The organism is Undibacterium sp. FT79W (genome assembly GCF_014284215.1).
Lineage (GTDB): Bacteria > Pseudomonadota > Gammaproteobacteria > Burkholderiales > Burkholderiaceae_D > Undibacterium > Undibacterium aquatile.
The window spans coordinates 293924-307012 of the sequence record NZ_JACOGB010000004.1 but is presented as its reverse complement, the minus strand read 5'-3'; the positions used below and the strand labels follow the sequence as shown (position 1 = coordinate 307012).

11 protein-coding genes are annotated in these 13089 nt (G+C 51.2%); 7 read left to right on the top strand and 4 right to left on the bottom strand.

Features of this window, described 5'->3' with window-relative positions:
* Positions 1 to 510: 510 nt before the first annotated feature.
* Entirely contained in the window at positions 511 to 1128 is a 618-nt protein-coding gene (locus tag H8K38_RS09030) for a hypothetical protein (RefSeq protein WP_186884486.1), read from the bottom strand.
* Positions 1129 to 1402: 274 nt separating this feature from the next.
* Here H8K38_RS09030 and H8K38_RS09025 point away from each other — a divergent pair, with 274 nt between their 5' ends.
* A complete protein-coding gene (locus H8K38_RS09025; RefSeq protein ID WP_186884485.1) occupies positions 1403 to 1597 on the top strand; it encodes a hypothetical protein in 195 nt (64 codons plus the stop codon).
* A gap of 264 nt (positions 1598 to 1861) precedes the next feature.
* On the opposite strand, the gene ssb is transcribed toward H8K38_RS09025, so the two are convergent.
* Positions 1862 to 2353, bottom strand: a complete 492-nt coding sequence (ssb, locus tag H8K38_RS09020) for a single-stranded DNA-binding protein (RefSeq protein ID WP_186884484.1) — start codon at positions 2351 to 2353, stop codon at positions 1862 to 1864.
* Positions 2354 to 2392: 39 nt separating this feature from the next.
* Positions 2393 to 3577 carry an MFS transporter gene (locus H8K38_RS09015; protein WP_186884609.1) on the bottom strand — a complete coding sequence of 395 codons (1185 nt, stop codon included), beginning with the start codon at positions 3575 to 3577 and terminating at the stop codon, positions 2393 to 2395.
* Positions 3578 to 3827: 250 nt separating this feature from the next.
* Between H8K38_RS09015 and uvrA the strand changes: the two genes are divergently transcribed.
* The 5 genes from uvrA (at position 3828) to ychF (ending at position 11119) form a co-directional block, all read left to right on the top strand.
* Entirely contained in the window at positions 3828 to 6695 is a 2868-nt protein-coding gene (uvrA, locus tag H8K38_RS09010) for an excinuclease ABC subunit UvrA (protein ID WP_186884608.1), read from the top strand.
* A gap of 7 nt (positions 6696 to 6702) precedes the next feature.
* Positions 6703 to 7278: an aminoacyl-tRNA hydrolase gene (gene pth, locus H8K38_RS09005; protein WP_186884483.1), complete on the top strand. Its 576-nt coding sequence runs from the start codon at positions 6703 to 6705 to the stop codon at positions 7276 to 7278.
* 16 nt (positions 7279 to 7294) lie between these two features.
* On the top strand, positions 7295 to 8407 hold the full coding sequence (locus H8K38_RS09000; RefSeq protein WP_186884482.1) for a patatin-like phospholipase family protein: 1113 nt from the start codon (positions 7295 to 7297) through the stop codon (positions 8405 to 8407).
* Between the two features lie 202 nt (positions 8408 to 8609).
* On the top strand, positions 8610 to 10004 hold the full coding sequence (locus H8K38_RS08995; RefSeq protein WP_186884481.1) for an MATE family efflux transporter: 1395 nt from the start codon (positions 8610 to 8612) through the stop codon (positions 10002 to 10004).
* 23 nt (positions 10005 to 10027) lie between these two features.
* Positions 10028 to 11119 (top strand): redox-regulated ATPase YchF, encoded by a 1092-nt coding sequence (ychF, locus tag H8K38_RS08990; protein WP_186884480.1) that lies wholly within the window; start codon positions 10028 to 10030, stop codon positions 11117 to 11119.
* A 93-nt stretch (positions 11120 to 11212) separates the two neighbouring features.
* Here ychF and H8K38_RS08985 read toward each other — a convergent pair whose 3' ends face one another.
* Positions 11213 to 11878, bottom strand: a complete 666-nt coding sequence (locus H8K38_RS08985; protein ID WP_186884479.1) for a cysteine hydrolase family protein — start codon at positions 11876 to 11878, stop codon at positions 11213 to 11215.
* Positions 11879 to 12011: 133 nt separating this feature from the next.
* On the opposite strand from H8K38_RS08985, the gene H8K38_RS08980 reads away from it, so the two are divergent.
* A complete protein-coding gene (locus tag H8K38_RS08980; protein WP_186884478.1) occupies positions 12012 to 13028 on the top strand; it encodes a GlxA family transcriptional regulator in 1017 nt (338 codons plus the stop codon).
* Positions 13029 to 13089: the final 61 nt, after the last annotated feature.

Below are 13089 nucleotides of genomic sequence, written 5' to 3'. Positions count from 1 at the left end.
CTCCCATTTATTTCCCCGAGAGCAACCTGCCACATAAAAAAATCATGAACACGAGTTCATTGTCAGCAGGCATGTTCTGTCCAAGAAACCTGATTCAAAGAAACACAGGATGTTTATTTATTCATGCCAGAACAGGCGGAATCATATGCTGATATTTTCATAAAAAAACATCAGCACACAAGATTTAACTTAAGTAAATATTTGTTAAATTTTTACAATGTATTTGTGCCAAAATTTTTATCGGATCACACCGATTTTCTAGCGTCCGTATTGCTGAAATTTCTTTACGTCAGAAGCCGCTGTTGAATCAGGAATCATGATAAGTTGGCGTATCGCGCACAGTCCTTTCCCATGCAGCATAACGAGCGGCCTGGATCGTATGCGCCTGAATATCATGGAATTTACCAAGATATAAGATGCCTAAAAAAAGGCTGATTGCGACGCCGACAAATACCAGGAACTCCATCATGGCTTGCCCGCGTAGAAATCGACTGTGCGCCAACTGTGTCATTATTTGATATTGAAAACCTTAGGATCTATGGACGCGCTGACTTTCACCGAAACCGGTTCAGTAATGACGACACCGAACTGATCTTTTGCAGTCAATGCCCTGACATAACCTGCCACGTATTTACCGTCGTAGCCGATAAATTTGGTCGAACCCCGAGTTTCAATCATGCAAACCTGACCTGCAATTTGCGTCGTCGCATTTTCTGGCAAGCATTTCAATTGGATGCCATTAACCACCTTGGCATCGGTATAGATTGCGCTATTTTCCTCGCCACCTTTAGTTTCTGCTTGCACAGGCTGCGAGACACGCTCGCCATTTTCCTGAACATCAATGTGATAGCTGTTTCCGTTGTTCACAACACGTAATGTTTCTGTTTTTGCGATCGACGAGGCACAGCCGCTTTCCGGAGTCATATCGACCTTGATGACGTTACTGACCGTTGTATGAGAGTAATTTTTTCCATCGCTGACGTATGTATCTTTATCGATAATAAAATCAGCAGGAATATCAATAAACGGCTTGACTGGCAGATTTTTTATTTGCGCGAAACCGACGCAAGCGTCATAACCATTTTTATACCAGTCGCGATACTGCGCAAGGTTCTCAGGTTTTGTCACCGTTACCACCTCATAACCCGATCCCGTTGAGCTACTGTTATTGCTATCCGGATTGGCTGAACTGCTGGAACTATTCCCACAAGCAGTTGTGCATATCAAAAGTGTCAGAGCGATACTTTGCTTGAGATACGGCGTTTTACTTCCTGACCACATGTGGAATCCTCACCTAATAAATTTGAAATTGAGATCAACCTATTGCTGACAACAACGACGTTCGCCAGCGAGGAGTAAATAAACCCGGATACTCATTTTCCATCGTGTCGCAGAAATCGATATGAGCGATCAAATGACAGAGAAACATGTCACACACTATGTACATGCCGCTACCACCGGAATAGAGATCAATTTTTTTACGATCAATTTAAGCGGCATTGCCCTTGAATACGATGCCGGTGACCGATATGATTTTTGGGATACAGTCATCAATCTCCGACGATTTATCCAAAAAATGAGACGGATTAATGCGTGAAAATCATAGTGCAATATAAGAAATTATTTTTTAACAATTACATTGATTTACATTTCTTTTAAAGATATAAATTTTCTTTATTTTTGAGGAAAACAATTCCATATATATCAAAGACTTATCATTATTCAACATATTTCTTTTTGCTAATCAAATCGCAAACATCTTATAAAAAAAATTTGTATTTATTTTTCTCTGCAAATAAAAAAGCCTTGATAAATCAAGGCCTTAAATTAAAAACTTTACATTTTATGTAACAGGTATATTTTAAAACGGAATATCGTCATCCATATCTGAGAAGTTCGGTGCCGGGCGAGAAGCTGGGGCCTGACGTGGCGCAGGCGCTGCGGCCTGGCGTGGAGCGGGAGCAGGTGCTCCGCCGCCGTAACCGCTGTCATCCATGGCTGCGCCGCCGCCCATGCCCTGACGACCGCCCAGCATCTGCATGCTGTCCGCCTTGATGTCGGTTGCGTATTTTTCGACGCCGTCTTTGTCTGTGTATTTGCGAGTGCGTAAGCTGCCTTCGACGTAGACTTGTGAGCCTTTTTTCAGATACTGGCCAGCGATTTCAGCGAGCTTGCCAAAGAAGGTAATGCGATGCCATTCGGTCTGCTCTTTCTTTTCGCCAGTCGCTTTATCTTTCCAGCTATCGGTTGTCGCGACGGTAATGCTGGTCATCGCGTCACCACTTGGCATGTAGCGTGTTTCAGGGTCGCGGCCAAGATTGCCGACGATGATGACTTTATTCACGGATGCCATGTAATTCTCCTGTTTTCCTGTAATTCAAATGTGTATTAATTAAGCCTGCACTGCGGGCGCTGCTTTCGTGCGTTTAGCAATGTCGGGCATGTTGATCGCGATTATAAGCCACAGCACCGTCATTATTGCGCATACAATAAAGACGCTTGATCCGCTAAGATTTTGTTTGACCCACCCACCCACAGCGCCGCCACAAAACAAGCCTATCGCTTGCAAGGTGTTATACACGCCCAGTGCCGCACCTTTCGCTGCAGGCGGCGCAATACGCGAGACTAACGATGGCTGACTCGCTTCTAAAATATTGAAAGCCACAAAAAAGGCAAACAATAAACTGACCAAAGCAAAAGGCTGTTGCAGGAACTGCCAGAAACCCAGCTGCACCAACAACAGTAAGGCAATCGCACCGACAAACACCTGTTTCATCTTGCCATATTTTTCACCGATAAAAATCGCTGGCAGCATCGCAATAAACGACGCAAACATAATCGGTAAATAGATTTTCCAGTGCGATGCAACCGGCAAATCGAGAAACTGAACCAACACCGAAGGCACGACGACAAACATCGCCATCTGTGACAGATGCAGTACAAACACGCCATAATTTAAGCGCATCAGTTCGCGGTTTTTCAGGACAACGGATAAGGGCACAGGCTCGTGCTGCAAGGCAGGGGCATCCGGTGTGACATATAAAACGACAACTATCGCGATCAGCGAGAGTACCCCAGTCAGCGCAAAAATGCCGCCCATACCTATGCTCTGATACAACAAGGGGGAGATCACCAGCGACAAGGCAAACGTCAAACCGATAGAGCCACCTACCATCGCCATCGCTTTGGTTCTGTGCTCGTCGCGCGTCGAGTCAGCGATTAAGGCAGTAATGGCGGCGGAAATTGCACCTGCGCCTTGAATCGCCCGGCCGATCAGAACGCCCATGACGGTGGTGGCGGATGCAGCGACAAACGCACCAACGGCAAATAAAATCAGACCGATGACGATGATACGTTTGCGGCCAAATTTATCCGATGCAATGCCAAATGGAATCTGACCAAATGCCTGGCTCAGACCATAAATCCCCATCGCCAGCCCGACCAGCAAGGCGTTATCGCCGTCCGGCAGCGTTTTTGCGTGTATCGCAAAGACTGGCAAAATCAAAAATAATCCGAGCATGCGCAAGGCAAAGATCGACGCTAATGATGTGGCGGAACGGATTTCATCGCGGCTCATCCCGGATGATTCACTTTGTATTGCACCAGTGCTATCGGATTTTGTTGCCATAGTCATATTAAAAACTCGCCCACGTGAGGTAATTTGCGCAAAGCAAAGACGAGCCTGCGGTAATGTTCAAAAACCCGTTATAGTAGCAGGTTGCTTGCCTCAGCCCAAATTCAGATCAAATATCATGACGACACGACCAAAAGCCGCTAAAGCACCAAAACCAGCCGAAATCGAGTTCGATGCGGACGATATTGCCCGTATGCAGAAGCGCGAGCTGATCCGCGTACGCGGCGCGCGTACGCATAACCTGAAAAACATCAACATCGATTTGCCGCGCAATAAGCTGGTCGTGATTACTGGCTTATCGGGTTCAGGTAAATCGTCGCTGGCGTTTGACACGTTGTACGCTGAAGGCCAGCGTCGTTATGTGGAATCGCTGTCGGCCTACGCACGGCAGTTTTTGCAGCTGATGGAAAAACCGGATGTCGATCTGATCGAAGGCCTGTCACCTGCGATTTCTATTGAGCAGAAAGCGACTTCGCATAATCCGCGCTCGACCGTCGGTACCGTCACCGAAATTCACGACTATCTGCGCCTGTTGTACGCCCGCGTCGGCACGCCATATTGCCCGGATCATCCGGAAAATCCACTGGCCGCGCAATCGGTATCGCAAATGGTCGATACCGTGCTGGCAATGCCGGAAGATACCAAACTGATGATATTGGCACCTGTGGTATCCAACCGTAAGGGCGAGCATGTCGATCTGTTCGAGCAAATGCAGGCGCAAGGTTTCGTTCGTTTCCGTGTGCAAAGCGGCACGCATGAAGCGAAGATTTATGAAGTCGATGATTTGCCTAAGCTGAAGAAAACTGAAAAGCATACGATCGATGTTGTCGTTGATCGCGTGAAAGTCAAAGAAGAAATCAAGCAACGTCTGGCGGAGTCTTTTGAAACCTGCCTGCGGATTGCGAATGGCCGCGCACTGATCGTGGATATGGATAGTCAGCAGGAACAGTTATTTTCGAATAAATTTGCCTGCCCTATCTGCGGCTATTCCTTGCAAGAGCTGGAACCGCGTCTATTTTCGTTTAACAATCCTATGGGCGCTTGTCCGGAATGTGATGGGCTGGGTCATATCGAATTTTTCGATCCTAAACGCATCGTCGCTTTCCCGAATCTATCATTAGCGAGCGGCGCCGTTAAAGGTTGGGATCGCCGTAATCAGTTTTATTTCCAGATGCTGTCGAACCTGGCGGCATTCTATGAATTTGATATTGATACGCCGTTTGAGCAATTACCGGAATCAGCGCAGCAAATCATTTTGTACGGCTCCGGCAAACAAACCATACCGTTTACCTACATCAACGAAAAAGGCCGTACCGTCATCAAAGAGCACACGTTTGAAGGTGTGGTGACCAACCTGCAACGCCGCTATCGTGAAACCGACTCGATGGCGGTGAAAGAAGAGTTGGCGAAATTCATCAATGAAAAACAATGCCCATCGTGTGACGGTGCGCGTCTGCGGGTAGAGGCACGCAATGTCAAAGTTGGCGCAGGCAAACAGGAAAAAGCGATTTACGATATCAGCGCCATGCCTTTGCGCGAGACTTTGCATTTCTTTGAACATCTGACCTTACACGGTGCGAAACGCGATATTGCCGACCGTATCATCAAAGAAATCACGGCACGCCTGACTTTCCTGAATAACGTCGGCCTCGATTATCTGTCACTCGAACGCAGCGCCGATACACTCTCCGGCGGTGAAGCCCAGCGCATCCGTCTGGCATCGCAGATTGGCTCCGGGCTGACTGGCGTGATGTACGTACTGGATGAACCTTCCATCGGCTTGCATCAGCGCGATAACGACAGACTGATCGACACGCTCAAACATCTGCGCGACATTGGTAACAGCGTGCTGGTCGTCGAACACGATGAAGACGCAATACGCTGCGCCGATTTTGTGGTCGATATGGGTATCGGTGCTGGCGTGCATGGTGGCGAAGTGATCGCGCAGGGTTCGCTGGATGACATCATGACAAACACACGCTCACTGACCGCAAAATACCTGAGTGGCGAACTGGAAATTTCAGTACCGGCCAAGCGTCATGAAAGCCATCCGGACAAGCAATTAGTCATCGCCGGTGCGCGTGGCAATAATCTCAAAAATGAGACCATGCATTTGCCGGTTGGTTTGCTGACCTGCGTCACTGGTGTCTCTGGCTCAGGCAAATCCACACTGGTGAACGACACGCTGTATCACGTCGCGGCGCGCCATCTGTATGGCTCGCAAACCGAACCGGCACCATTTGATCATGTCAGCGGGTTGGAGCATTTCGATAAAGTGATCTCGGTTGATCAAGCACCGATCGGACGCACACCTCGCTCTAATCCGGCGACTTACACCGGTTTGTTCACACCGATACGCGATTTGTTTTCGACCGTGCCAACCGCCAAAGAACGCGGTTACAGCGCAGGCCGTTTTTCATTCAACGTCAAAGGCGGTCGCTGCGAAGCCTGTCAGGGCGACGGCGTGATCAAAGTCGAAATGCATTTCCTGCCGGATGTGTATGTACCATGTGATGTCTGTCACGGCAAGCGCTATAACCGCGAAACGCTGGAAGTACAGTACAAAGGAAAAAACATCCATCAGGTGCTGGAAATGACCGTCGAAGATGCGCATGAATTCTTCAAACCTGTTCCCGTGATTGCGCGTAAATTACAGACCTTGCTGGATGTGGGACTGGGTTATGTCCGCCTCGGACAAAGCGCCACCACCTTGTCCGGTGGTGAAGCGCAACGCGTCAAACTGTCGCTGGAATTATCGAAACGTGATACCGGCCGCACGCTGTATATTCTCGATGAGCCAACGACAGGTCTGCATTTCCACGATATCGCCCTGTTGCTGAAAGTGATACACAGACTGCGCGATCAGGGCAATACTCTGGTCATCATCGAACATAATCTGGACGTGATTAAAACCGCTGACTGGCTGATTGATCTTGGCCCCGAAGGCGGTGCTGGCGGCGGCCGCATCATCGCCACCGGCACGCCGGAACAAGTTGCCGCCAATCCCGACAGCGTGACCGGCAAATACCTGTTACCTCTTTTAAAGAAACGCAAGAAGTAGTCTCACCATGTCTATTCGTCTGATTGTCGGCCTCGGTAATCCGGGGCCTGAGTATGAACAAACCCGCCACAATGCTGGCTTCTGGCTGATCGATCAGCTACGGGTCAGCTTGCAGCGCGATAAAAATTTTAATGCGCTGGTCGGCAAAACACGTATTGCGGGAGAGGAAGTCTGGCTGCTGGAACCGCAAACTTTCATGAACCGATCCGGGCAATCTGTCGGTGCGATCTGCCGCTTTTATAAAATCACGCCGGATCAGGTGCTGGTCGTGCACGATGAACTCGATATGCTGCCCGGTGTCGCCAAACTGAAAAAAGGCGGATCTTCGGGCGGCCATAATGGGCTCAAAGATATTACGGCAGCGCTGGGCACGCAGGATTACTGGCGACTCCGTATCGGCATCGGCCATCCGCGCACGCTGAATCTGAATCAGGGCGTCGCCGATTTTGTACTGCATCGCCCACGTAAAGAAGAGCAGCCGCTGATCGACGAAGCGATAGCAAAAAGTCTGGATGTGCTGCCCCTGATGGTGGAAGGTCAGACCGCCGAAGCGATGACCCGTCTGCATACCAGCGCAAAGTAAGCGGGACAACTTAGAGATGCCTTCTTCCATACAGATTTTTGCCGGAAAAACGGCCTTTGCGCACCTTCAGCAACATGGTCTGCAAGCCGCGGATATCGCGCTGATTCCCGCCGCTGCCGGTGGCCCCAAAGGCCTGATACTGCAAGGTCTGGATCAATGGTTGTTCGGTGAATGGCTGCCTGCGGCACCGCGCCAACGCACGCTGATCGGCGCATCCATCGGTGCGTGGCGCATGGCAGCGGCAAGTTGTACCAAGCCAGTTACGGCATTTCAAAGGCTGGCCGATCTGTATTGCGAACAGCAGTATCCGGAAAAACCGCCCGCCGCGCTGGTGACGCAAGAGATCACACAATTACTGCAGCGGTTCATCAGTGGCTACGAGCATGAAATCGTCAATCACCCTTTACAGCATTTGCAGATACTGGCGAATCGCGGGCGTGGACTGCTGCAGTCACCCACCACAGCAATGCAGGCGAAAGCCGGTTTTGCCAGTGCGGCATGCGCCAACATTTTGTCACGCGACTTTCTGGCGCGGCACATAGAACGCGTCGTCATCAGCAATCGCGCCGCAGCTAGCGCTTGGCTGGAGAAGCCATTCGATCATTTCCATACTCATTTGTGCGACTTAAGCACCGACAATCTCGCGCCCGCATTGCTGGCATCCGGCACCCTGCCGCTGGTGATGGAACCGGTCAGGCATATTCCCGGCGCACCCGCAGGCACCTACTGGGATGGCGGCATGATTGATTACCATCTGGCGCTGCCTTACGAGCGCATACAAAGCAGTGCAGACAAGGGCGATGCCGGGCTGGTGTTGTATCCACATTTTACTGATCGCATCATCCCCGGCTGGCTCGATAAAGCGATGCCGTGGCGACGTGCAGGCCAAGGCCGCCATCGCAGCTGGGTCGATAATGTCGTCATGATTTCGCCTTCGGCGGAATTTGTACGGCAACTGCCACGTGGCAAACTGCCGGATCGTCAGGATTTCTTTCATTACGGGCTGAATCATGCGCTGCGGGTTCAGCAATGGAAAATCGCCATCGCAGACAGCGCCCGTATGCGCGATGATCTCGCTGCTTTCATCGCGCAACCGGACATGTCACAAGTTCGTCTCCTGAATCACTGAACTGACATCGCTGAACTGAATTTAAAATATATAGTCCCAATCAATATGCGCCTTACAAGAGATAAATGCTCTGTACGGCGCATATTTACTTGGTGATGGAATAAAAATTATCCCAATCATCCCAATTTTGGTGCAGTTTTTTTGAGTCTGTCACAGTGATCGGTTAAGATGCTGATCCTTTCAAGAAAGACAGAAGTTCAGCATGAAAACCCGCATCCGTACCGAAGCCGCCGCTCTCTGGCAAATTGCCTGGCCTGTTTTAATCGGCCAGCTTGCCACAGTAGGCATGGGTGTCGCCGACGTTGCGATGACCGGGCATTTCAATGCCGAAGAGCTAGCTGCGGTCTCGCTCGGCACTTCACTCTGGACCATCGTGCTGGTCACCGTGATGGGCATTATGATGGCGGTCAATGCTGTCGTTTCGCATGAAGTTGGCGCTGAACAATACGAGCGCGTCCCGCATATCGTCAGGCAATCGCTGTGGTTGGGTCTTGGTGTCGGCCTGATCGCCTGCCTGTTACTGAATGCCTCCACGCTTGTATTTTCATATCTGCAACTGCAGCCGGAAGTGCAGGAAAAAGCGAGCCGCTTTGTGCATATCATCAGCATAGGCATGCCTGCTTTTGCGATGTACCGCGCCTTGTATGGCTACACCACCAGCCTGAATCAGACCAAGCCTGTGATGGTGATGGCACTGGGCGGACTGCTGTTTAATGTCGTCATGAACTGGCTGCTGATCTACGGCCATTTCGGCCTGCCGCAACTCGGCGCCAGCGGCTGCGCGGTCGCGACCGGCGTCGGTATCTGGCTGATGTTTGGAGCGATGATCTGGTGGATGCGACGCGCTCCGGCGTATCGTGCGACCAATCCGTTTTCGCATGTCGAGCCGCCGCACTGGGCTGAAATTCGCTCCACGCTCAAGCTGGGTCTGCCTATTGGTGTCACGTATTTTGCCGAAGTATCTGCGTTTGCCTCGGTCGGTTTGCTGATCGCCCGTTTCGGTGTGATTGAAGTCGCGGCGAATCAGATTGCGCTGAATTTTTCCTCGCTGGTGTTCATGGTGCCGATGAGCTTGGGCATCGCCATGACAACACGCGTCGGTCAGGCACTCGGCGAAGGCGATGAGCTGCGCGCGCGCTTTGTATCCTGGGTCGGGGTTGGCCTCTCGCTTGCCTTTTCATTTGTCTCTGCAACCGGCATTACCGTGTTCCGCGACAGTATTGCGGCGGCTTATACCTCAGACCCGGCAGTGCAAAAACTGGCAGCGGATCTGCTGTTGTTCGCCGCTATTTTCCAGTTATCCGATGCGGCGCAGGTTACTGCTTCCTGCGCGATCCGTGGCTACAAAATCACCCGCACCCCGATGCTGATTCATCTGATGGCGTTTTATGGCTTTGCCCTGCCGATAGGCTGCCTGCTGGGATTAGCGCCGGAATGGATGCCGTGGCGGCCATCGTCACCAATGGCATCGCAAGGATTCTGGATCGGTCTGATCCTCGGATTAACCGTTGCCGGCGGCCTGTTACTCGCTTATTTACAGCGTATCAGCAGTATCCGGGTCAGAATGGCAGTCAAATCCGGTAAAATAGCGGGTTAATTCAATCTGATCGGCAAAACACTATGAGTCTCCAATGCGGCATCGTCGGCCTGCCTAACGTCGGCAAATCCACCTTATTCAATGCACTGACTAAAGCGGGCATCCCGGCAGAAAACTATCCTTTCTGCACCATTGAGCCTAACGTCGGCGTAGTGGAAGTGCCCGATCCACGCCTGAAACAATTGTCAGAAATCGTCAAACCTGAACGCATACAAAATGCGATTGTGGAATTTGTCGATATCGCCGGTCTGGTCGCTGGCGCATCCAAAGGCGAAGGTCTGGGCAACCAGTTCCTCGCGCACATCCGTGAAACAGATGCGATCGTCAACGTCGTACGCTGCTTTGAAGATGACAATGTGATTCACGTTGCCGGTAAAGTCAGCCCGCTGGATGACATCGAAGTGATACAAACCGAACTCGCGCTGGCCGATATGGGCAGCGTGGAAAAAGCGATTCACCGCGAAAACAAAAAAGCCCGTTCCGGCGACAAAGATGCTGCCAAGCTGGTCGCTTTGCTGGAACGCATCATGCCAGCGCTGAACGAAGCCAAACCAGTACGCGCACTGGGTCTGGATGCCGACGAAATGGCACTGATCAAACCGCTGTGCCTGATCACCGCCAAGCCTGCGATGTATGTCGCCAACGTTTCCGACGACGGCTTCACGAATAATCCATTGCTGGATCAACTGACCGCATTTGCCGCATCCCAGAATGCGCCTATCGTGGCCATCTGCGCTGCGATCGAATCTGAAATCGCCGATCTGGATGACGCCGACAAGGCCGATTTCCTGGCCGATATGGGCATGGAAGAACCTGGTCTCGATCGCCTGATCCGCGCAGCCTACAAATTGCTCGGCTTGCAAACTTATTTCACCGCGGGTGTTAAAGAAGTCCGCGCATGGACTATCCACATCGGCGACACCGCACCGCAAGCAGCAGGTGTGATTCACACCGACTTTGAACGCGGCTTCATCCGCGCCCAAACCATCGCATTCGATGACTACATCGCCCACAAAGGCGAAGCGGGCGCCAAAGAAGCCGGCAAAATGCGCGCCGAAGGCAAGGAATACGTTGTGAAAGATGGCGACGTACTGAACTTCCTGTTTAACGTTTGAGTCGAACGATAGAAGTCAGATCTGTTCAGGCCTGATTGCACGCTAGCAAGCGGAGCCCATAACCGGGCTCCGCTTTTTTATTGGCGTCAGCGCTTAGGGCTGGTCACGGCTTGCTGACGGTTTGCTGATTGCGTCCTGGTGCGATGTATAGACATTGCTGCGACTGAGCGGGACTTGTTGCTCAAGTGCAGCTAACCACTGGTCTGTCGTACAGGAGCTGGCAAAATTTGAATGAAATACCACCTGGAATACACGATGGATTTCTTCTGCGCTGGCAGCACCGGCCGCATTCCGGTACGGCAGCGAGCCGCTGGCATCGCTCAGGACTTCGACCTGATAGCCACGATGCGCAGCCTCAAATACGGTGCTGGCATTGCAGTTATGCGTCATATAGCCAACGATGCTCAGCGTGTCGATCTGTAATGCCTGCAATTGCGCATCCAGTGTTGTTCCGCTAAATGCGCTGGCCTTGGCTTTTTCTATTAACACATCAAACGGTCGTTGCATAAGCTCGTCATGCAATGCCCAGGTTTCGGAGCCGCGGGCAAACACCGGGGAAGTTTCCGGCGCAGAATGCTGAATAAGGAAAATCGGAATACCGGCCTGATGCGCAGCATCCATCGCCCTGCCTATCTGCTGCAAAGACGATTGCGGATCGGGATAACTGATGCGCATCTGACCACTGAAGTATTCATTCTGCACGTCAATCACAATCAGGGCACGGCGCGGTGCGGATGGGTTTAATGCGGGAGCAGACATATATTTTCCTTTTTCAGATAAGCGAGGCAACTCAGTATCAGCAACAAAAGCGGTGCTGTGTGAATGAATATTTTGCGTGAAATTCGCTATTTTTCAGAGTGACCCGATTGACATATTTAGATACAATCAGGCCATGCCGAATCCCTCTGCCACATTAATAAAATCCGCTGCATCGCCGCTCACGATTGGTGTGCTGGCGTTTGATGGCATCAGCCCGTTTCATTTATCGGTACCCAGTCTGGTGTTCGGTGACTTACATAAATACGCTGACACCCCTGAAATACGCTTACGTGTCTGCTCGCAGGCGGGCACAGTGGGAAATCACAAAATCAGAACCAGCGCAGGCTATACGCTGGAAACCAAATATGGCCTGTCAACACTCAGGCGAGCCGACATCATTATCATTCCATCGTGGCACGAAGATTTACGAACGACGCCGGACGAGTTAATCAAATTGCTGCGCTTGGCTAACAAAAACGGGACACATATCGTTGGCCTTTGCCTCGGCGCTTTCGTCTTAGCCGATGCGGGTTTGCTGAATCAACGCGAGGCAACGACCCATTGGGCACTGGCGCAGGAGTTTGCGAGTCGCTATCCGCAAGTCCATGTCAAGCCGGATGTCCTGTACGTTGATCAGGACAAAATCACGACCTCGGCAGGAACCGCAGCGGGTATTGATTGCTGCCTTCATCTGCTGCGCACCTACTTTGGTGCCGGGTTAGCGAATCAGGTTGCACGCAGGCTGGTGGTAGCCCCCCATCGTCAGGGCGGGCAAGCGCAATACATAGAACAACCCATACCGGTACTTGCCAGCGACGATCGCTTAGGGAAAGTCTTACATTGGATGCACAGTCATTTAGATCAGACGCAAACGCTGGATATGCTGGCCAATAAAGCGCTGATGAGTCGCAGAACATTTACCCGTCATTTTCAGCAACTGACTGGAACCACAGTTGGTAAGTGGCTGCTGCATCAAAGACTGAACTATGCGCAACGGCAATTGGAATCGAGCCGACAGACTATCGAAGAGATTGCATCCGCTGCCGGTTTCGGCTCCGCCTTACTGATGCGACGGTATTTTGCACAAGTGCTGAAAATTTCGCCTTCCGCCTATCGTCTCCAATTCCGTGGCACCGCTGACGCACCTTAAAAGTGATGTGATTGACAATTTAAACTCACCCGTTTTGCCATAAGGCATTAAAATACTTGAC